We start from the raw sequence: 20,029 nt of genomic DNA, 5'->3' as shown, positions 1-20,029 counted from the left end.
GTTACGGGACAGAACCTGCAGTTAACCCGCGGGATGCATAACAGTTGTATCGCGTTGATAGGTTGACCTATCAAGGAATCACTCATGTCTTTGTTCAAACGTTCCATGACTGAATTGCTCGGGACCTTCTGGCTGGTTCTCGGCGGGTGCGGCAGCGCCGTGCTGGCGGCGGCGTTTCCCAATGTCGGCATCGGTCTGCTGGGCGTCGCCCTGGCCTTTGGCCTGACGGTGCTGACCATGGCCTTCGCCATCGGCCATATTTCCGGCTGCCACCTCAATCCCGCCGTGTCCGTGGGCCTGGTGGTGGGCGGACGCTTTCCGGCCAGGGAGCTGCCGGCCTATATCGTGGCGCAGGTCATCGGCGGGGCCATCGCCGCAGCGCTGCTGTATTTCATTGCCAGCGGCAAGCCCGGCTTCGAGCTGGCCTCGGGGCTGGCCTCCAACGGCTATGGCGAGCACTCCCCCGGCGGCTATTCAATGGCTGCGGGGTTTGTCTGTGAACTGGTGATGACCGGGATGTTCGTGGTGATCATTCTGGGCGCCACTGACAAACGCGCCCCGGCGGGGCTGGCGCCCATCGCCATCGGCCTGGCCCTGACCCTGATCCACCTGATCTCGATCCCGGTCACCAACACCTCGGTCAACCCGGCCCGCAGCACCGGCCCGGCGCTGATCGTCGGCGGCTGGGCCCTGCAGCAACTGTGGCTGTTCTGGCTGGCACCGATCCTCGGCGCAGTGATCGGCGCCGTGCTCTACCGCTGGCTGGGCAAGGAAGACGGCTGAGCAACGGCGGCGAGGATCACGCCTGCCGATAGGGCAAGGCGTCCCTCGCCTCCTCGGCATAAGCGCGAATCCCGACCCGCTCCCGATGCAGAAAATCCTGCACCGCGGCATTCAGCCCGGGGTGACGCAGGTAGTGCCAGGAGCGGGTGATCACCGGCTCGAAGCCCCGAATCAGTTTGTGCTCGCCCTGGGCCCCGGCGTCGAAGCGCTGCAGCCCCTGGGCGATGGCGTAATCCATGCCCTGATAGAAACAGGTCTCGAAATGCAGGCGGTCAAACTCCGCCAGGCAGCCCCAATAGCGGCCGTAGAAACTGTCGCCCCCCACCAGGCTGAAGGCCATGGCCACCGGGCGCCTGCCCTGCTTGGCCAGGACCACGCGAATCGCCTCGGGCATGCGCTCGGCCAGCAGGCTGAAGAAGGTCCGGGTCAGGTAGGGCGACTGGCGCCGCACCGCATAGGTGTTGGCGTAGCAGGCGTAGACGAAGTCCCAGTGCGCCTCGTCCAGTTCATGGCCTTCGAACCACTGGAAATCAAAACCCTGCCCCGCCACCTGTTCGCGCTCCTTGCGCATCTGCTTGCGCTTGCGCGAGCTCAGGGCGTCGAGAAAATCCTGAAAGTCCCGGTAGCCGCGATTCTGCCAGTGGAACTGACAGCCCAGGCGCTGCAACCAGCCCGGTTGCTGTTCCAGGGCCTGATCGCTGAAGTCATCAGTGAAGTTGATGTGAGCGCTGGAAAGCCCTTCGATCTCCAGGTAACCGGGCAGGCTTTTCAGCAGCTCGAAGGCGTCCGCCTGGGTCGCCGCCAACACCCGGGCGCCGCTCACCGGGCTGAACGGCACCGCGGTCAGCAGCTTGGGGTAGTAGTCGATCCCGGCCCGTGCGCAGGCATCGGCCCAGCCATGATCGAACACGTATTCACCGTAGGAGTGCCATTTGCGATAGCTGGGCAGGGCCGCCAGCAGCCGGCCGTCTTCTACATGCAGCAGGTGCTCGGCCTGCCAACCGGAGCGCGGGCCCAGGCTGCCACTGTCTTCCAGGGCACTGAGAAAGGCGTGACGGACAAAGGGTTGCCCATCCTTGAGCAGGCCATCCCATTGCACAGGATCGACGGCAGACAGACTGTTCAAGGATTGCAGCGGCATGGGGGTCCCCGGAATTCAGATCGAACGACCCGGCGAGTATCCTCCATCCCCGGACTCACCGAAACCGCCAGCACCCTGCCCCCCCTCAATGCCCCAGGTGTTCGGCGAGAAAATCGATGAACACCCGGGATTTGCGCGGCAAGTGGGCGCTGTTGGGAAACAGCACATGCACCGGCTGCGGCGCCAGGCTGTACGGCGGCAGCACCCGCACCAGGCGCCCGTTGGCCAGGTCGTCGAGCACCAGCCATTCGGGCAGCACTGCCAGCCCCAGGCCGGCCAGGGCCAGGGCGCGAATCGCCGTCGCCGAATTGGACTCATGCCCGGGGTTGACCCGCACCTCCACCTCGCCCCGACGCGGATGATTGAAAGTCCAGCAAGGCGGCCCCGCCAGATTGCTGTTGCCGATCCACGGCAAGCGGCAGAGATCCTCGGCCTGCGCCAGTTCCTGGCCCTGGAGCAGATCCGGGCTGGCCACCAGGGCGATGCCGTAGTCCCCCAGCTTGCGCCCCTTGAACCCCGAGTCCGCCAGGTGGCCGAGGCGAATCACCAGATCGAGCTTTTCCGCCACCAGGTCATTCAACGACGAATTGAAGTGATAACTCAGGCGCACCTCGGGGTAGCGCGCGGTGAACAACGGCAGGATCGGCAGCACGAAGGTCTCTGCATACTCCGCCGTGGAGCTGATGCGCAACTTGCCGCTGACCCGGTTGCGTCCGTGCAGCACGTTGTCAAAGGCGGTATCGATATTGGCGACAATCCCCTTGAATTCGTCATACAGGTCCTGCCCGCTTTCCGTCAGGGCGATATGCCGCGTGGTGCGGATCAGCAAGGTACTGGCCAGGGCCTGCTCCAGCGCCTTGATGTGCAGGCTGGCCATGGCCTTGCTGATGCCCAGGTACTGCGCGGCGCGGGTGTAGGAGCCAAAGTCCACCACCGCGAGAAAGGTCTGCACCCGGTGCAGTTGGCCGTGAAAGGTCTCGCTCACTGTCAAATCCTGTTAAACAATGCGTCAAGTATAGGTACCTCGACAGTCTCCGCCCAGCCTCCCTAAGCTCTGTACGAAAAGCCTTGATACTCGGTGATGCTGCGTTGAAAACGGTCTCGGAATGCTCATTTACAACCCGTAAACTCCGCTTCCTCGACCGTTTTCGCCTTGCCTGACCTTCGTCTCAACACTTTTCGTACAGAGCTTAAGCTGCGGGCAAAACGGAGGCGGCATGACCTACAGATACAAAGTGGCGGTGGTATTTCTTCTCGGGTTCTTTATCGACTGCGTGAACATCTTCATGTCGGCGGTGGCCCTGCCGAGCATCGCCGCGCACTGGCAGGTCTCCAGCGCCAGCGTGGCCTGGGTGGCCAACGCCTACATTCTCGGCCTGACCCTGGTGATTCCCATCAGCACCTGGCTGGCAGGACGCTTCGGCAGCCGGGAGATCCTCAGCGCCTCGATGCTGCTGTTCAGTGGCGCGGCCCTGCTCTGCGGGCTGGCCGACGACTTCAGGTGGCTGGTGTTCTGGCGACTGGTGCAGGGCATGGCCGGCGGCCTGCTGATTCCCCTGGGGCAAGCCCTGACCTTCAACCTGTTCCAGGGCCCGCAACGCGCGCGCATCTCGACCCTGATCATGGCCGTGGCACTGCTGGCCCCGGCACTCTCGCCGACCCTGGGTGGTGCAATCGTCGACCACAGTTCCTGGCGCTGGGTGTTCTTCGCCAGCCTGCCGCTGTCCTTGCTGGCGGCGCTGCTGTCCTGGCGCTGGGTCCGCAGCGAACGCACAGCGCATCCGGCCCGACCGGACCTGCGCGGCCTGCTGCTGGTGAGCGCCAGCCTGGGCAGCCTGCTGCTGGGCATGTCGCTGTACGGCAGCGGCTACCCGGCCCATCAGGCCCTGCTGTGCCTCGCGGCCGGCCTGCTGTTGGCCGCGCTGTACCGCAGGCACTGCCAGGCTTGCCCACAGCCCATCGTCGATCTGCACCTGCTGAGCAATCCCCGCCTCGGCCTGTCGGTGGGCATCTACCACGCGATTCCCGGAGTCTTCACCGGCGTCAACCTGCTGAGCCTGTTCTTTCTGCAGGACAGCCTGCACCTGAGCGCGCAACACAGCGGCATGTTCATGCTGCTGTATGCCGCCGGCGCCCTGCTGGCGATGCTGGCCTGCGGGCATTACTACCACCGCATCGGCGCCCCGCGGCTCTTCGCCATCGCCCTGGTGCTGCACAGCGCCGGCATCGCCACCTTGTGTTGGGTCAACGCGACATCCGACCTGCCGCTGATCATGCTGGCCTACCTGCTGATGGGCCTTGGCGGCGGCGCCGGTGCCAACACCGCCCAGACCACCGCCCTGCTGGACTTCAGCGGCAGCGACACGCACAAGGCCAGCGTGATCTGGAACATCAACCGGCAGCTGGCCTTCAGCCTTGGCGCGGCCTTGTTGCTGATGCTCTACAACCTCCTGCTCAGGTACCTGGACGCTGTCGCGGCCTATCACCTGACCCTGCTGCTGGCCGCCCTGGCCGGCCTGCTTTCCTTGCCGGCCCTCGGCAGACTCACTCCACAAAAGGCCTCCCATGCCCAACTCGATCGTTAAACAGGCACAGCACAGCGTGCACTGGATTCATCAACTGATTCACCGCGTCTTCACCGATCAACGGGGGGATGGCGCGGCCTGCATCGAGCAACTGCTGCCGTTGTTCGCCGAGGATTTCCAGATGGTGACCACCAGCGGCGCCCTGGTTGGCCGGGCACAGGTGGAGCAGCTGTTTCGCGGTGCCCTGGGCACCCGCGCCGGGCTGGAGATCATCGTCAGCGATCTGCACTGCCTGTGGCAGGAAGGCCACAGCGCGGCGATCCGCTACAAGGAAACCCATTGCCTGGACCAGAGCCAGACCTCGCGCCTGTCACTGGCGATCATCCGGGTCCAGGACGATGCGGTGCAGTGGCTGTACCTGCACGAAACCGCCTGCCCCTGAGCCCTTTGCCCGAGGCGCGGCACGCGCCCCGCCTCGGCCATGCTCTGGGCATCACATGGTGTCGACCACCTCGATCCCCAGCAGCCCCAGGCCCTCCTTCAGGGTGCGGGCAGTCAGTTCACAGAGTTTCAGCCGCGAACCATCGACACGCTCGTCAGCAATCACCGGGCAGGACTCGTAGAAACGCGAAAATGCCGTGGCCAGCCCGTACAGATAGGCACACAGCACGTGGGGCAGGCTTTCGCGCAGCACTTGCAACATCACATCCTCGAAACGCAGCAGCTCGATGGCCAGGCTGTGTTCATGGGGCTCGATGATCTGCAGGCCTTGCTCCTTGACGCTCCCGGCCCGGGTCAGCACGCGGTTGGCCCGGGTGTAGGCGTATTGCAGGTAAGGCGCGGTATTGCCCTCGAAGGACAGCATCGCGTCCCAGTCGAACACATAGTCGGTGTTGCGATGACGGGACAGGTCGGCGTACTTCAGCGCGCCGATGCCCACCACCCGGGCCACGTGTCGACGGGCCTCGGGGTCCAGCCCGTTGTTCTTCGCGGCGATCAGCACCTCGGCCCGCTCCACCGCCTCGGTCAGCAACGCATCGAGCTTGACCGACTCGCCGGACTTGGTCTTCAACGGCTTGCCATCGGCGCCCTTGATCGTGCCATGGCTGACATGCTCGAAATCCGCCTGGGGCGGCAGGAAGCCGGCCTTGCGCGCCACCAGGAACAACTGCTGGAAATGCAGGGACTGACGCACATCCACCACATACAGGCAGCGGTCGAGCTTGAGCTGGCGAATGCGAAAACGGATCGCCGCCAGGTCCGTGGTGGCATAGAGAAAGCCACCGCCCTGCTTCTGCACGATAAAGGCCGCCTCCTGGCCCTCCTTGTTGGCGTACTCCGCCAGCATCACCACCCTGGCTCCCTGGCTTTCGGTCAGCAGGCCCTTGTCCTGCAGGGCCTGGACCAGGGGCTGCAGGTCATCGTTGTAGAAACTCTCGCCACGGATGTCCGACTGTTTGAGCAACAGGCCCAGGCGCTGGAAGATATCCAGGGAGTGGGACAGCGACACCTCGACAAAGGTGTGCCACATGCGCAGCACCTCGGCGTCTCCCTGTTGCAGCCGGACCACATAATCCCGGGCACGGCGGGCAAAATCCTCCGATTCATCGAAGCGCCGCTTGGCCTGTTGGTAGAAGCGGTTCAGGTCCCGCAGTTCGTAGTCCTGCCGGCGGGTATCGGTGGCCTCTTTCATATAGGCCAGGAGCATGCCGAACTGAGTGCCCCAGTCGCCGACATGACTCTGCAGGATCACGTCCTGGCCCATGAACAGATTGATCCGCGCCAGGGCGTCGCCAATGATGCTGCCGCGCAGGTGCCCGACGTGCATTTCCTTGGCCAGGTTGACCGAAGCGTACTCCACCATCACCCGCTTGGCCGGCTGCGGCTCGACCCCCAGGTTGCGGGTCAGCAGCGCATGCTCCAGGCGTTCACGCAGGAAGTCCTTGCTGAGGGAAATATTGATAAAGCCCGGCCCGGCGATCTGCAGGTGCTCGGCGATGCCCCGCAGATCCACCCGCTCCACCAGTTGCAGGGCCAGCTCGCGCGGCGCCAGGCCCAGTTTCTTGGCCGCGGCCATCACTCCACTCATCTGGAAGTCGCCAAACTCGGGACGGCTGGCCAGTTGAATCACCGGCGGACTGTCAGTGGCGCCCAGGCCGTTGAGGGCGGCCGCGAAACGTTGGTCCAGAATGCGCATTACAGACATGTCGGATACACCTCATCCTTGAAGATTTCGAACCTCAGGCGGCAACCCTGCCCTTTACCTGACGGCGTAGTTTTGTACCACCATGACCAGCCCGCACAGCGCGGCCAGTCCTATGAACATCCATTGCCCCCCCACCAGGTCGAGCATGGCGCCGCCGTAGATCGGCGACAGCGCAATGCCCACTCGATAAAGGCTGGAGACCCCGAAATAGGTGCCGCGCAGACTCTCCTGAGCCAGCCGGTCAACCTCGATGCTGAAGATCGGGAACACGATCAACTCGCCCACGCTCAACAGCAGCGTGGCCAGCGCCAGCCCCCAGAACAGCGTCACCGGCGAGCCGGCGAACACCAGCTGCGAGGCTAGCATCAGGGCCATGCCCCAGAACAGCCGGCAGCGAGTGGAATAAACCTCCAGCAAGCGCAACAGAGGAAACTGAGTAAAGACCACAATCAGCGAGTTGAGGGTGATCAGGATCACCAGCAGGGTCACCGGGTCCTGCACTTCGCTACGCGCCAGGTACTGCGGCAGGGTCGAGTCGAACGAGGCATAGACAAAGGCCGCCACGGTGTTGCACAGCATCAGCAGGGTAAATCGCCGATGCTTGAGCACCGCACCGAAGGCCACCAGGAAGTTGGGGGTCGGAGCGCTGGCATGTCGCTGCACTCGGGCCTCCTTGTCCCGCAGCAGACGCCACAGCAGCAGGCCGAACACCGTGTACACCAGGGCGCAGGCGGCGAACACCAGGGAGCGCACGCTGGACAGCAGCAACATGCCGATCAACGGCCCGATGGAGCCGCCGACGTTCACCAGAAAATAGTTGGCATACAGTGCCAGCTCCCGGGACTGCAGGTCCTCCACGTAATCGCCGATCAGCACTTTGCAGGTCGACTCCAGCAGCGAGCAGCCGATGCTCACCCCCGCCACTGCCACGCCGAACCAGAACACCGAGCCGGCCTCGATGAACAGCAAGAACGACAGCGCGCTCAACAAGGCGCCCGCCAGAATCAGGCGCCGGCGTCCGAAGCGGTCCGAGAGCCAGCCGGTGTAGATACTGCTCAGTGCGCCGCCGACCATGGCCACCGCCAGCAGGGTGCCGATCAAGGTCGCTCCCAGGTGATAGTCCTGGTACAGGAAGATCGCCAGGAACGGCCAGATCATGAAGAACGCGCTACGGGTCAACAGGGTGCCGAACAGCACCACATGGATCTCCCTGGGCAGGGTGGCGTAGCGCGCCCAGCTGAAGGTTCTTTCAATCATGGGCCGGCCCACTTCTCCCGCCAGGGGGAGCCTGTCCTCCCCGGCCCTGGTTCATTGCGCTAGCGGGCACGGTTCAGGCTCCTGGGTCTTGAGTTGCGCCAGCAGCAGTCGCTGCTCCTGGTCGGTGATCGGCAGCGCCCAGCCCGGCATGCCGCCGGACAGCACATTGACCGCCCTGGAGCGACCGTTGCAGCGCAAATACAGGCCCGACATCTGCTGATTGATGTAGTACAGGCCAAACACCACGAACTGCTCCACCGGCTGGTTCCAGAAGGCCTGGGGCAAAGCATAGGAGCGCTGGCGGATGGTGGCCTGGGCAATCCATTCACAGGGTCTTGGACCCACGCAGGCGCGGATCAGTTCGTCAGTGGCTTCCTCACCGAGGATCACCCCCTTGCCACCGGTGGAGTTGCAGGGTTTGAACACCAGTTCTTGGCGCCGCTGCAGCAAACCCTCAAGGTTTTGCGCACTGACCCGCACCGTCATGGGTATCCGGCGATCGATGGCGGCGCGCTGTTCAGCGTCCAGCACCGCCCGCAGCGCCGGCTCATGAAACAGCGAGAACCATGACTTGCAGCCGCTCACGTAGTTTTCAAAGGTGTTGAGCAGCAAGGCGCCCGAACCGCAGATACGCCGCACCAGATCGCCGCCATCGACGATCTCCTCCTCCAGGAACAGGCGATAGACCAGGGTTCGCGCGCCCTCTTCGGCGCTCAACCACTGCGCCTGGTACTGATGCTCCTTGATCAGCACCACTTCCAGATCCGCACAGGCCTGACGCACATGGCGCAACAACGGCTGGTAGGCCGAAGCGCCTGCCCAGTGGTCATAGGCTTGAAGATCCAGGAGCACCACCCGACTGCGCCGCTGCTCCTTGCACAGGCGCTGGATCAGCCGCGCCAGATCGACATAGGGCGATTGCCCGTGTTCGAAGCCACTGAGCTGCACCCCTCGCGACTCCAGAAAACGCGAGCAGAATTCGTGCAACTGCGGGCCTTCGATGGCCGGGCCGATATTCAGTTCGCACAGTTGGTACTGGCCATCCTCGCTCAGCAGAACGTCCGCACGGCCAATCAGCCGCCCGCCCTTTTCCAGCAGCGACCAATCCACCAGGTCGCGGACCTGAACCGGCACATTGAACAATTCGAGGATGTGCTCGCGGCTGTGCAGGGTCAGCAAATGGGCCAGCATCCGCGACTGCGCCGCCAGGATCAGGCGCAGGTCGGCGGCCACCGCCTGAAAGGCAGTGGCGGGAAACAGGGCCAGGGGAAAGGGGGTCGCCTTGTATCCCTGGGGCTTGATCAACTGCGGATTGCGCTGGCCAAACACATCGAACAACGGGCGATTGAGCTCTTCAAAATTCATGGATCGCGCTTCCTGATGCAAATGAGGGGCAAGCCCTCGGTGGGAATGATCAGAGGGTCGCTTCGCCGCCATCGATCACGATGTCGGCACCGGTCACCCAGGCGGCTTCGTCACTGGCCAGAAACACCGCCGCGCCGGCGTGATCCTGGGGCGTGCCGGCACGGCCCATGGGAATGTCCTTGCCCCGTTCGCGCCACAACTGCGGATCGTTGTGCCACTGGTTGCGGTTGCCCTGGGTGGCGGTCAGTCCGGGTGACAGGGTATTGACCCGGATGCCCTGGGCAGCGAACTCGTAGGCCAGGCTCTTGGACAGCATCGACAGCCCGGCCTTGGATGACTGGTAGTGGGCCATCTGGCTGATGGCCTTGAAGGCACTGATGGAAGACACGTTGATCACACTGCCGGCGATCCGCCGTTCGAGCATGTGGGCGATCACCGCCTGGGTCAGAAAGAACGGAAACCGCAGGTTGGCATTCATCACCTTGTGGTAGTCCTCGACGCTGGTTTCGAGAAACCCCGTGCGTGTGGTGATGCCGACATTGTTGACCAGCACATGCAGCTCATCGAACCCGGCAAGGACTCGACCGGCCAGTTGCGGCGCGGCACTGGCCTCCCCCGCATCCACCTGGAAGGCCTGGCACTTCACCCCCAACTCTTGCAGTTGACCCAGCACCTGGGTCGCGGCGGCCTCATCGCGCTGATAGGTAAACGCCACATTGGCCCCTTCTCGCGCCATGGCCAGGGCGATGGCCTGGCCAATGCCATGACTGGCGCCGGTGATCAGCGCGTTCTTGCCGGACAATCGTTGTTCTGCCATGTATTCATCCTTGTCATGCCTGGGCCCCAGGCACTGTGGTTTCAGAGGCTGACGCGTGTGCCCAGCCCCTTGGTCCGTGCCGAGCGCAGCAGGGCTGCCGCCACCGCCACATCCTGAATCGCCGTGCCCACTGACTTGAACAGGCTGCTGGCGGTGCCTCGCGGGACGACGGAGCCGCCCAGCAGGCTGGCGATTTCCTGCACATCCCCGGGCATCAGCACCCCCAGGCGCAGGCTTTGAATCAGCTCGCCGGCCTCACGCAGAGCGGCATCGCGTTCCTCGACGTACACCGCCGCCTGTCCCAGCAGCAGCGGATCGATCTCGCAGGCCATTTCATCGACCCCGCCGATGGCATTGATGTGGGTCCCGGGGCGCACATCCGCCGCCCGCACCAGCGGCTCGGCGCTGGCAGTGGAAGTGGCCGTGCAGATCACGTCCGCCATGCACACCGCCCGGGCCACGCTGTCGGTCACCATGACCTGGGGGCACAACCCACGATCGCTGACCCAGGCCGCCAGGGCCCGGGCCTTGTCCAGGCTCCTGGAATGCAGCAACAGCTGTTCGATGGGGCGCACTGCACAGACCGCCTCGATCTGGCTGCGGGCCTGGACCCCGGCACCGATCACCGCCAGCACCCGGGATGCGGGCCGCGCCAGCAGATCGGTGGCCAGCCCGGCCATGGCCCCGGTGCGCAGGGCCGTCAGATGGGCGCCTTCCATCAGCGCCAGGATTTCCCCGGTCTGGCTGCTGAGCAGGATCACCAGGGCATGGATCAGCGGCCGACCGTGGCGGGGGTTGTCCGGGGTGATGGTCGAAACCTTGACCGCCACCGCCTGGGCCAAGGGCAGGGCCGCCGGCATCACCAGCACTTGGTTGCTCTCGGCACTGTCGCCCAGGGTCATGATGGTTCGTGGCGGCACTTGCACACCGTCCGCCATGGCCGGTGCCAGGGCCTGGCGCAGGGCCTCGATGGCCTCGCCCATGGACAGTGCCCGAGCCATGGCCTGGCGATCGAGGCTGAGAAAATTCATGGCACCTCCTGTTCGACCGCGGGCAGGGCCAGAGGCTCGCGCCGGGGCACCAGGAATGAACGCTGGTAACTGAGCACCACACTGCCATCGGCCTTGAAGCCTTCGGTCTCGATGGTGGCGATCCCCTGCCCCGGCCGTGAACGGCTGGGGCGGATGGCCAGGACCTTCGACTTGGCGTAGAGGGTGTCGCCGATGAACACCGGGGCCGACAGCCGCACCTGATCCCAGCCCAGGTTGGCCAGGGTGCGAAAGCTCATGGTCTGCACCGACATGCCATTGATGATGGCGAAGGTCACCACGCTGTTGACCAGGACCTTGCCGAACTCCGTGTCCTTGGCGTACTCCTGGTCGAAGTGCAGCGGGTGATGGTTCATCGACAGCAGGGTCAGCCAGGTGTTGTCGGTTTCCAGCACGGTGCGCCCGGGCCAGTGACGAATCACGTCGCCGGGCTTGAAGTCCTCGAAGAACATCCCCGGCGACTCCAGGTACTCACCGTTGTCCAGCCGTTGCAGGGTCGCGATCATGGATGTGGCTCCTGGGTAAAATTGTTCAGCAGCTTGCGGGCCTTCTTGATGAATGGAGGACCGATCATGTCGCCATCCAGGGTGAAGATTTCGCCCTGGCTGTGCTCCGCCCGACGCAGGATCTCCCGGGCCCGTTCCAGCTCGCCGGGGCTGGGGCTGAACACCTCCATGACCGTGGCCAGCTGGCGCGGGTGGACGATGGCCTTGCCATGGAATCCCAGGGCCTTGACCGCCCGGCTTTCCTGCAGCAGCAGCTGCGGGTCGTCCAGGTGATAGCAGGCGGTGTCGATGGCGGCGATGTCGTAGCGCGCCGCTGCGTTGGCGATGCGCTGGCGGGCGTAGAGCATGTTTTCCCAACCGATTTCCACCCCCAGCTCGGCCGCAAAGTCCGCCGAGCCGAACACCAGCCCCGAGCACTGGCTGGCAATCGGGTCGATGGCATCGATGGCCTCCAGGGTCTCCACGGTGACGTACAGCTCCACCGGGTGCTGCAGCTCGCTGAGCTGGGCACGCACGATCTCCAGTTCGCAGGCATCGCGGACCATGGTCAGCATCACGATGTCCGGCGCCAGGCCATGGCGGATGAAGGCCTCAAGGTCCAGCAGGCCTTGGGGCGAGCGCAGTTCGTTGATCCGCACCGCCACCCGGGACGCCGACGCCGGAGCCTTGAGCAATTGCAGACAATGCTCCCGGGCCAGGGCTTTCCTGGCTGGGGGCACCGAGTCTTCCAGATCGATCAGACAGACATCGGCCCCCGCCTCCCGAGCGCCTTGCAGCCGTTCGAGGTTGAAGGCCGGGGTGTAGAGGATCGAACGGGGCAACCGGGGAATGGGGGCAACTGAATAACCACGGGTTTGCATAACCGGACACTCGCAGCAATGGATGGGTTCAGGACTCGATGCAGCCACGCAGCAGTTCGCACATGGACAGCACCTGCTCCTCGCTGATGGTGGAGCGCAACATGACCCGCAGCCCGGCGTTGTCCTTGGCCACGATGGGGAAGAACACCGGCGACACATAGAAGCCGTTTTCGAACAGCAGCCGACCGCTGCGGATCACCTGGTCGTTGGGCAACTGCACCAGGCGGATCGGAAAGGCATTGCCGGCCTGCTCGGTGCGGATGAACTCGTCGAACAGCTGGATGTTGCGCGACAGGGCGTTCTGCCGCAGCGCCAGCTCCGGGCCGCGATGCAGCTCGGCAGACGCCAGGGAGGCGCCGATGGCCGCGGTGTTCATCGGCTGCGACCAGGCCATCGGCCCGCCGAAACGGGTCAGGATGTCCTCCACCTGCTTGCCCTTGGGGCCGAACATGATGGCTGCGCCACTGGTGCCGAACGCCTTGTTCAGGGTGGCGACGATGATGGTGTTTTCATTGACCTGATCGATGTGCGAGCGCACATAGCCCTCGCCGTGGCGACCGACGATGGACAGCGAGTGTGAATCGTCCAGGTAGAGGAACAGGCCGTACTTTTCCTGCAGGGTCAGCAAGTCCCCGAGGGCCGCGTGGCCGCCCATGCTGTAGGTGCCGTCGGCGACATAGGCGACCTTGCGGTACTTGCGGCACAGGTCTTCCAGGGCGTTCATGTCGTTGTGGCCGATGGTGAACACCTCGGTCTCATCGCCGCACACCGGCTTGTACAGGCTCATGGAAAAGTGCGCGAACTTGTCGAAGGCCATCACCGGGCGCACGCCCTGGGTCAGATGCCCGGACGCCAGCAGCGGGAGGATGCCCGCCGTGGCCGCGCCGGCGGAAATAGCGGTAATCACCTTGGCCTCGAACAGCTGCGAGAGCGACGCCTCCAGCTCCAGCAGCGCCGGAATCTGGATGCGAATCCGGGAAATGCAGTGATCCAGCACGCCATAGCGATGCAAGGCGTCGATGGCGCCCTGGACAATGCTCGGATGGGAATCCAGGTCCAGGTAGGAACAGCAACTGACGTTGATGAAACGATGGCCATCAGCGGTTTCCAGGCTGCCGTCCCCCACCAGGTTGGCGACGATGCCCGCCAGGCCGTTGCGTTCGGATTCGTCCCAGAACTGGTTGCCGTAATCGAAGGCCTTGAGGTTGTTGCGGTACTTGTTGGTGGCCTGAGGCTGAGTGTTGTCGGTCATGATGCTCTCCGGAATTCGAGTGAATAGGTGCCTGTCAGGTAGGCATGACGTCGAGGGCCTGGGCTTCGAACACCGCTAGCCGCCGCTTGAAGTCGCTGTCGGTTTTCCACACCGCGAAGATGTCGCCACTGGCGCCGACCATGATCAGCGCGTCCATGCCCTTGGCCCGCTTGAGGGTCTGCAGGGCATGGGCCGGGGTCTGGGCGATCGGGCTGCCGACGTTCAGCGAAGTGTTCACCGAGGCCTCGACCCCGCAGTGTTTCCCCATCTGCTTGAGGTAGGCGTGGATCAGCGGGTTGAGGGACTGGCGCACGATCTGCAGGCGACTGGTGCCGTCCACATGGACCACCGCCGGAACCCGGCTGCGGGCCTCGGGGCGCGCCCGGGCGGTGAGCACCATGTAGTTGTAGGCCGAGTAGTCGTCGGTCTTGGCCCCTTCATCGAGCTCGAACAGCCGATGGGCTTCTTCCAGGGTGACCATGGGCGCCAGCGGCCGGATCTTCTCCCGGAACTTCACTTTCGAGTTGAGCAGTTCCAGGGTGTTGGGATTGCACGGGTTGGCCAGGATGCTGCGATTGCCCAAGGCCCGCGGACCGGTTTCCGCCGGCCCCTGGAACACCCCGATCACGGCGTTGTTGCACACCAGGCTGGCCATGAAGCGCGCCACCTCGGTCAGGGAATCGGCCTGGTTCAGAGAGCCGATCTTGCGGGCTTCGACCCCCTGCTCCTCGATCACTGCGCGCTGGATCTGCGCCGTGGACGGTGCCAGGCCACACAGGTACGGGCTGGCGAAATCGTTGCGCGCGTCGGCGCCATTGCGCATGGCGAACTGTATCGCCGCGCCCAGGGCCACACCGCAGTCGCTGGGGATCGGCGGCACCCAGATCTTCAGGCACTGGTCCTGGCCCAGGTAGCGCTGGAAGTAGTCGCGATTGAAGTGCTGCACCAGATGCATGTTGGCAATGCAATTGAGCGCCGTGCCGCCGGTGAGCACCAGCTTGTGGGCACAGGTCTTGCGGATCAGGTGATCGACGATATGGAACAGCGCGTCCTCGAACACCAGTTGCAGGGCCTGGGCCTTGTCGACCCGATCCTGGGTGATGTCCGAATGCTCGATGTCGTCGACGCTGAGCACGCTGTCCGGGTTCCACATGTCCCCCGGAGCGATGGGCGCGCCGAGGATGTCGATCAGCGGCTGGCCATAGGGCTCGGTGTGGCTCTTGATGTGCCAGTTGACCATGGTCCGGTTGACGTGGATGTTGCCTTCCTCGGCGAAGTACAGGATCTGCCGCAGGCGCTTGTAATAGGGGTTGGTCAGGCGGCTGGCATTGCCCCAGGCTGCGGCGCCCATGTAGCGCCCTTCGGAGCTGAGGAAACTCCAGCCGCCCTGGGTCGAGCTGATGTAGCCGTACAGGTAGCCCAGGGAGTCGATGGTGCTCTGGTTTTGCCGGTGACAGATGACCTGGCCGTCGCGGACTTCGTACAACGAGATGGCACCGTTGTCGCCAGTGCCGTCGAGCACGGTGAGGATCACCGGCTCAGGCTCCCGGGCGAACGGCGACAGGGCATAGGCCAGGTAGGCATGGTTGTTGTGGTGATGCATGCCGATCAGCGGCTGGGTGGTTTCCAGGCCCAGGCTCTGGGAGATTCGCTTGGGCGCCCCCAGGCCCTTGACCAGGTGGCTGAGGTTGAAATTCGGGTCGTGCCGCGGGTTGAGCAGGGTCAGGCTGCTGGGGGCGTGCTCGAAGATGATCTTCAGGTCAAAGCCCAGGGCGCGGATGTAGTCCCAACTGCCAAGAATGCAGAAGATGTCCTGCGCGCTGATGTTGCGGCTGGCCATGATCAGGCGGATCTCTGCCAGGCTGTGCTGGGGAAACTTGTTGGAGTGTTTTTCTGCGCTGAAGCGCTCCTCCTCGTTGTTGGCAATGATGTGGATGCCATCCTTGGCGCTGACCTTGATCAGGGCCACGCCGGTGTTGTGCCCGAAGGGACCGACCCCTAGCAGGTACAGGCTCTCGCCCTGGGCCAGACGCCGGGCGAACTCCGCTCCGCGCTCCTGGGCGAAGGCGCTTTCACCGCTGTAGAAATGCTGCCGCCGGCCCAACTTCTCGTAGACAAAGTCGGTCACGCGCTTGACCCACTCGGGCAGGCGCTTGAGCTTCGGCCCGTAGGTTCCGTATACCCTGGTCATGTCGACACTCTCCTGAGATAAACCTCGAACCCGTCCTGGGTTCAGTTCCGGCAACGATCTTCGGCGGCCCGGACTGCCGCACTGGTGATGATGTCCAGATTGCCCGCATAGGCCGGCAAGTAGTCCCCTGCCCCCCTGGCCCGGACCATGGTCACCACTTTGCCGTCGATCAGGCTGGGTTCCATGATCAGCGAGTAGCCGGGCATGTACTGGCGCACCTGATCGAGCATCACGCGGACACTGTGCCGCAGCTCGGCCATGTCCGGTTTGTCTATCAGGGCGAAGACCGTGGTCTGCATGTCCACCGGCGGATCGGCCGGATTGATGTTGAGGATCGACTTGACGCTCGGGGCGCCGGAGAAATGCTTGAGGGCCTTCTCCGTGGTGCACAGGTACTCGTTCACATTCAGCCGGGTTGCAGCGCCGGCACTGCGGGCGGAAATCGACGACACCGCCTCCACGTAGTCCAGGTGCTGACCGGTGCGCCGCAGCGCGTGCACGATCGGCAGGGAGGCCTGGCCACCGCAGGTGACCATGTTGAGGTTCTCTACATCCCGCAACGTGCTTGAATTGATCGTGGGCACACACCAGACGCCGGTATCGGCCGGAGTCAGGTTGATCAGCAACTTGCCCTGCCCCTCCAACACCTGGGCATGTTGCACATGGGCCTGGGCACTGCTGGCATCGAACACCACATCAACTTCATCCAGATGTTCAACTAACTTATCAATACCGCGATGATCACAACGCACTCCCAGTTTTGCGGCATAGTCCAGCCCCGCCGACTGTTGATTGCGCCCAATAAAATAATCACAGCGCAAATAAGAACTGCGCATGACCTTCAACAAAAGATCACAGCCAATATTACCGCTGCCTAATATCGCGACTCTAAGTACCATAAAGCGCTCTCCTTGCTTATGGGAAGTCAGTTGAATTCACAGCGCCTTGGCCAGATTCATCGCAACTTCAATAATCAGGTCTTCCTGACCTGCCACTACTTTTCTTTTGCCCAGCACGCGATATATATCCAGCGCCGCGACACCATGTTGGTGTGCGGCCTTCAACACCGGCTTTTCAAACCCCGAGAACACCCCGTACAAACCGCTGACAATGTTCATGGCACTGATATGGGGCTGCGCGCTCTTGATCCGGTCCGTGCTCTGCTCAGAGGCGACGATCATGGCAAAGGCCTGAGCCTCGTCCACCAGACCGAGCTTCATCAGCGCCGCGCACAACACTTCCAGGGGGGTATTGCCGGCGCCGGCGCCGAGGCCATTGATGGTGCCGTCGAGCAACCGGGCTCCGGCCCTGACCGCGCTCAGGCTGTTGGCCACCGCCAGCCCCAGGTTGTTATGCCCGTGAAAACCTATGGGCACTGGCAACTCCTGGGCCAGCAGCGAAACCTTTTCAAAGGCGTCCTGCTCCATGTAGGCCCCGGCGGAATCCATCAGCACAATGGCATCGGCGCCGTAGCTGACCTGCAGTCGGGCCTGCTCCAGCAGGGTCCGGGCACTGGCCATGTGGGTCATCATCAGCACGCCCTGGGCCTCGGCGCCCCGTGACTTGACGAAGTCGATGTAGCGCGCGGTGATATCGGCCTCGGTGCAATGGCAGGCGATGCGCAGCACATCCACACCCTGCTCGATGGCCATGTGCAGATGATCGATCCTGGCGAACCCGGGAATCGCATGAATCCCCAGGCGGGTCTGCTGCAAGGCTTCCCGAGCGGTGCTCAGCATCGCTTCATCACTGTGGGGAGCCAGCCCCAACTGCAGGGACGAAGCACCCAGGCCGTTGCCATGACCGACCTCCACGCAATAGAGCCCACAGGCATCCACGGCGCGGCAATAGGCACTGATGTCCTCCAGGCCAAGTCGGTGCCCGAGCGCATGATTACCGTCCCGAAGTGTCGGGTCGTAAAGTTCAACTTTCGTCATGTCAGCAATCCCTTGCGACCCCCGGTACAGGGGTACTTAATTACTCTGCCCCACCCTTCACTTCCTTGAAGGGCTTATCGGGCCGGGGCATGACCAAACAACTCAGCGCCGGCCACCAGCGTATTAACAATCGGTTAAAGCTCTAACTTCCCTGACAACAATCAGCCTGGCCAGCTCTACAAAACTCCGTGTAGAACTGTATCTTCCAGGTAACTTTACAAACGTTTACCTGCAATCTTCTTTGATACTTCCATAGCCATTCCGAGGCTGTCAACCGCACTAATTTCATTCTAAAAAACCGTAATATTTTTTAAGAAAAAAAATCAATCCAGAAAAAAACCGTATCGACGCCCTCGCCTCATCCACCATTGCCCCGTATCGACTGGCCCATGAGCACTTTCGCCAACGGCTGTAGCGAGAGCGATTGATGGCGGATTTCAACAGCGAAAATAAACTCGGCGGGAACTATCCAGAGGCTATTTATTTTTTAAATTTGACGCCTGCCAAGGGGCTAACTAGCGTCCTTCGATCGCTATGACCTTCACTCCAAAAACAGCGTATTGCCGTATTCGGGCAAAAAAAAACCCCGCCGCAGCGGGGTCAAAACGAGAGGAGCTATAACGGATGAGAAAGAGCTCTACCTGGATGTTGCAACAGCCTTAGAACACGTACTGCACGCGAGCCACCAGGGCGTCGCCACTGTCATCGCCAACGCTGTTGCTGATCTTGTCGGTGCTGACCTTGATGTAGTTGGCGGACACCTTGATCGCCTCGTTGGCGTACCAGTTGACCCCGATGGTGTTCATGTTGGCCTTGGCATCGCCAACCTCACGGGTAGCGGTGGCGGCGACGATGTTCTTGTCATCAACCTTGATGTTGTCGTAGCGGTAGAACACTTCCCAGGCACCGTACTGCTTGTTTTCCGGCTTGATGGTGTCGAACTTGGCGCCATCGAGTTTGTAGACCCGGGATTCGCCGGTCAGGGTGTAGGCCAGTTGGCCGTAGAAACCGTTGGCCTTGACGTCCTTGTAAGCGTTGCTGTCGGCTTTGAGCTTGCGAGTCAGGTATTCCGCCTGGGCCGAGAACGGGCCACTGGCGAAGGCGAACTCGCCGCCGAACACTCGGTCATTGTCATAAGCGCCTGCTGTCGTCAGGTTCGAGGCGTTCAGGCCGACACCACCGCCGAAGGTAGCGCGGTTGCCGTTGGCGCCGGCATCGTTGCCGCCGTTGGTGGCGATGCCACGCACGCCCAGGCGAGGACGAATCCGCGAGTCGAAGGCGGTATCGCCCAGATCGCGGCTGGCGAAGTCCAGGCCGAAGTGCAGGACGTTGCCGGTTTCATGCAGCGGTGCAAACACGGCACGGGCATTGAGCTGCTTGACGCTGTCGCCATCGCTGTCGTTGATGTCCTTGGCCGAGACGCTGCCGGACAGGTAAGCCATGTCGGCCACCACCGAGCTGACCTGCAGCCCCATGCCGTTCTCGTGGGAGTTGATCCAGTCGGCCAGCTCATAGGCGGCGTTACGCTCCATGGAGGTAACCCACTTGGAGCTGGTGGCCTTCTCCAGACCAAAGTCGGCGTCGAAACGACCGGCGCGAATGGTCACCGGCTTGAAGCCCACATAAGAGATGGACGCCTCGTCGAAGTAACCGTCATCGGCGGTGCCCGAGTTGTGGGAGAAGTCGTAGCTGATCTGGTATTTCCAATCCTTGTAGGCGGTGCCGCCCAATTCCAGATAGGCGCGGCGGAAGTAGGCGCCGTCGCCGGTATCACCATTCTTGGTGTAGAACCCGTCGAAACGGCCATAGTCGGCTTGCAGACGACCGCCCAGCTTGAAGCTGAATGCGGAGTCGGTGGTAGCAACCTCAAGGCCGCCCTTGGTTTTGACTACGATATCGGCGCCGTCGGTGGTGACGGTGCCAGCGAAAGCCTGGGCGGTTACTGCCAGGGCCAGGGCGCTGGCGGCAAAACCGGCGAAGTGCTTACGGATCATCGAAGAGTTCCCCTAATTGGTGGTCTGTAGCGTTGGAAAACACGCGGGGTTGGCCCGCTGGTGTTGGGTGGGAATCTTGGCGATGGGTTATTTCAGCCGGGTTGCTGATAGATAAAGATTTAATTACAGGGGAACTTTTTTACTTC

The 20,029-nt window shown here is 62.9% G+C and carries 17 protein-coding genes; 3 read left to right on the top strand and 14 right to left on the bottom strand.

Annotation, left to right across the window (positions count from 1 at the left end; all coding sequences use genetic code 11):
- The first annotated feature begins 84 nt into the window (after nt 1–84).
- Nucleotides 85–783 (top strand): aquaporin Z, encoded by a 699-nt coding sequence (gene aqpZ / locus ACMGF8_RS13025; RefSeq protein ID WP_102861680.1) that lies wholly within the window; start codon nt 85–87, stop codon nt 781–783.
- A 16-nt stretch (nt 784–799) separates the two neighbouring features.
- Here the strand turns inward: aqpZ and ACMGF8_RS13020 are convergent, their stop codons facing one another.
- Entirely contained in the window at nt 800–1,924 is a 1,125-nt protein-coding gene (locus ACMGF8_RS13020) for a GNAT family N-acetyltransferase (RefSeq protein ID WP_416759855.1), read from the bottom strand.
- Nucleotides 1,925–2,009: 85 nt separating this feature from the next.
- The gene (locus tag ACMGF8_RS13015) at nt 2,010–2,915 is read right to left on the bottom strand and encodes a LysR family transcriptional regulator (RefSeq protein WP_207816239.1); all 906 of its coding nucleotides are present in this window, start codon (nt 2,913–2,915) and stop codon (nt 2,010–2,012) included.
- A gap of 226 nt (nt 2,916–3,141) precedes the next feature.
- Between ACMGF8_RS13015 and ACMGF8_RS13010 the strand changes: the two genes are divergently transcribed.
- Complete coding sequence (locus ACMGF8_RS13010) at nt 3,142–4,509, top strand: MFS transporter (protein WP_416759852.1); 1,368 nt, start codon at nt 3,142–3,144, stop codon at nt 4,507–4,509.
- On the top strand, nt 4,490–4,891 hold the full coding sequence (locus tag ACMGF8_RS13005; protein ID WP_207167243.1) for a DUF4440 domain-containing protein: 402 nt from the start codon (nt 4,490–4,492) through the stop codon (nt 4,889–4,891). The genes ACMGF8_RS13010 and ACMGF8_RS13005 overlap by 20 nt, the downstream gene beginning before the upstream one ends.
- 51 nt (nt 4,892–4,942) lie before the next feature.
- Here ACMGF8_RS13005 and argS read toward each other — a convergent pair whose 3' ends face one another.
- The 12 genes from argS to ACMGF8_RS12945 form a co-directional block, all read right to left on the bottom strand.
- Nucleotides 4,943–6,655: an arginine--tRNA ligase gene (argS, locus tag ACMGF8_RS13000; protein ID WP_102861675.1), complete on the bottom strand. Its 1,713-nt coding sequence runs from the start codon at nt 6,653–6,655 to the stop codon at nt 4,943–4,945.
- A 54-nt stretch (nt 6,656–6,709) separates the two neighbouring features.
- The gene (locus tag ACMGF8_RS12995) at nt 6,710–7,912 is read right to left on the bottom strand and encodes an MDR family MFS transporter (protein ID WP_102861674.1); all 1,203 of its coding nucleotides are present in this window, start codon (nt 7,910–7,912) and stop codon (nt 6,710–6,712) included.
- Nucleotides 7,913–7,963: 51 nt separating this feature from the next.
- Nucleotides 7,964–9,277 carry a hypothetical protein gene (locus ACMGF8_RS12990; protein WP_416759849.1) on the bottom strand — a complete coding sequence of 438 codons (1,314 nt, stop codon included), beginning with the start codon at nt 9,275–9,277 and terminating at the stop codon, nt 7,964–7,966.
- A gap of 49 nt (nt 9,278–9,326) precedes the next feature.
- On the bottom strand, nt 9,327–10,094 hold the full coding sequence (locus ACMGF8_RS12985; protein ID WP_102861672.1) for an SDR family NAD(P)-dependent oxidoreductase: 768 nt from the start codon (nt 10,092–10,094) through the stop codon (nt 9,327–9,329).
- A 41-nt stretch (nt 10,095–10,135) separates the two neighbouring features.
- Nucleotides 10,136–11,125 (bottom strand): ornithine cyclodeaminase family protein, encoded by a 990-nt coding sequence (locus ACMGF8_RS12980; RefSeq protein WP_102861671.1) that lies wholly within the window; start codon nt 11,123–11,125, stop codon nt 10,136–10,138.
- A complete protein-coding gene (locus ACMGF8_RS12975; RefSeq protein ID WP_207816244.1) occupies nt 11,122–11,649 on the bottom strand; it encodes a MaoC family dehydratase in 528 nt (175 codons plus the stop codon). The genes ACMGF8_RS12980 and ACMGF8_RS12975 overlap by 4 nt, the downstream gene beginning before the upstream one ends.
- Complete coding sequence (locus ACMGF8_RS12970) at nt 11,646–12,509, bottom strand: HpcH/HpaI aldolase/citrate lyase family protein (RefSeq protein WP_123393369.1); 864 nt, start codon at nt 12,507–12,509, stop codon at nt 11,646–11,648. The genes ACMGF8_RS12975 and ACMGF8_RS12970 overlap by 4 nt, the downstream gene beginning before the upstream one ends.
- Nucleotides 12,510–12,537: 28 nt before the next feature.
- Complete coding sequence (locus tag ACMGF8_RS12965; RefSeq protein WP_102861668.1) at nt 12,538–13,761, bottom strand: aminotransferase class I/II-fold pyridoxal phosphate-dependent enzyme; 1,224 nt, start codon at nt 13,759–13,761, stop codon at nt 12,538–12,540.
- A gap of 34 nt (nt 13,762–13,795) precedes the next feature.
- Entirely contained in the window at nt 13,796–15,952 is a 2,157-nt protein-coding gene (locus ACMGF8_RS12960) for a carbamoyltransferase C-terminal domain-containing protein (RefSeq protein WP_207167240.1), read from the bottom strand.
- A 41-nt stretch (nt 15,953–15,993) separates the two neighbouring features.
- Nucleotides 15,994–16,851, bottom strand: a complete 858-nt coding sequence (locus ACMGF8_RS12955) for an acetaldehyde dehydrogenase (acetylating) (RefSeq protein ID WP_102861666.1) — start codon at nt 16,849–16,851, stop codon at nt 15,994–15,996.
- Nucleotides 16,852–16,887: 36 nt separating this feature from the next.
- Entirely contained in the window at nt 16,888–17,889 is a 1,002-nt protein-coding gene (gene dmpG, locus ACMGF8_RS12950) for a 4-hydroxy-2-oxovalerate aldolase (protein WP_102861665.1), read from the bottom strand.
- Nucleotides 17,890–18,548: 659 nt separating this feature from the next.
- On the bottom strand, nt 18,549–19,883 hold the full coding sequence (locus ACMGF8_RS12945) for an OprO/OprP family phosphate-selective porin (protein ID WP_110595114.1): 1,335 nt from the start codon (nt 19,881–19,883) through the stop codon (nt 18,549–18,551).
- Nucleotides 19,884–20,029 lie beyond the last annotated feature (146 nt).

This window comes from Pseudomonas sp. BNK-7 (assembly GCF_048072025.1).
Lineage (GTDB): Bacteria > Pseudomonadota > Gammaproteobacteria > Pseudomonadales > Pseudomonadaceae > Aquipseudomonas > Aquipseudomonas danubii.
Note: the sequence above shows the minus strand (reverse complement) of the source record. Positions and strands in the feature narration are given on the sequence as shown.

Bases quoted from the DNA above. Each gene is read 5' to 3' on its own strand.
- aqpZ (WP_102861680.1), top strand. From the start codon at position 85: ATGTCTTTGTTCAAACGTTCCATGACTGAATTGCTCGGGACCTTCTGG.
- ACMGF8_RS13020 (WP_416759855.1), bottom strand. From the start codon at position 1,924: ATGCCGCTGCAATCCTTGAACAGTCTGTCTGCCGTCGATCCTGTGCAA.
- ACMGF8_RS13010 (WP_416759852.1), top strand. From the start codon at position 3,142: ATGACCTACAGATACAAAGTGGCGGTGGTATTTCTTCTCGGGTTCTTT.
- ACMGF8_RS13005 (WP_207167243.1), top strand. From the start codon at position 4,490: ATGCCCAACTCGATCGTTAAACAGGCACAGCACAGCGTGCACTGGATT.
- argS (WP_102861675.1), bottom strand. From the start codon at position 6,655: ATGTCTGTAATGCGCATTCTGGACCAACGTTTCGCGGCCGCCCTCAAC.
- ACMGF8_RS12995 (WP_102861674.1), bottom strand. From the start codon at position 7,912: ATGATTGAAAGAACCTTCAGCTGGGCGCGCTACGCCACCCTGCCCAGG.
- ACMGF8_RS12990 (WP_416759849.1), bottom strand. From the start codon at position 9,277: ATGAATTTTGAAGAGCTCAATCGCCCGTTGTTCGATGTGTTTGGCCAG.
- ACMGF8_RS12985 (WP_102861672.1), bottom strand. From the start codon at position 10,094: ATGGCAGAACAACGATTGTCCGGCAAGAACGCGCTGATCACCGGCGCC.
- ACMGF8_RS12980 (WP_102861671.1), bottom strand. From the start codon at position 11,125: ATGAATTTTCTCAGCCTCGATCGCCAGGCCATGGCTCGGGCACTGTCC.
- ACMGF8_RS12975 (WP_207816244.1), bottom strand. From the start codon at position 11,649: ATGATCGCGACCCTGCAACGGCTGGACAACGGTGAGTACCTGGAGTCG.
- ACMGF8_RS12970 (WP_123393369.1), bottom strand. From the start codon at position 12,509: ATGCAAACCCGTGGTTATTCAGTTGCCCCCATTCCCCGGTTGCCCCGT.
- ACMGF8_RS12965 (WP_102861668.1), bottom strand. From the start codon at position 13,761: ATGACCGACAACACTCAGCCTCAGGCCACCAACAAGTACCGCAACAAC.
- ACMGF8_RS12960 (WP_207167240.1), bottom strand. From the start codon at position 15,952: ATGACCAGGGTATACGGAACCTACGGGCCGAAGCTCAAGCGCCTGCCC.
- ACMGF8_RS12955 (WP_102861666.1), bottom strand. From the start codon at position 16,851: ATGGTACTTAGAGTCGCGATATTAGGCAGCGGTAATATTGGCTGTGAT.
- dmpG (WP_102861665.1), bottom strand. From the start codon at position 17,889: ATGACGAAAGTTGAACTTTACGACCCGACACTTCGGGACGGTAATCAT.
- ACMGF8_RS12945 (WP_110595114.1), bottom strand. From the start codon at position 19,883: ATGATCCGTAAGCACTTCGCCGGTTTTGCCGCCAGCGCCCTGGCCCTG.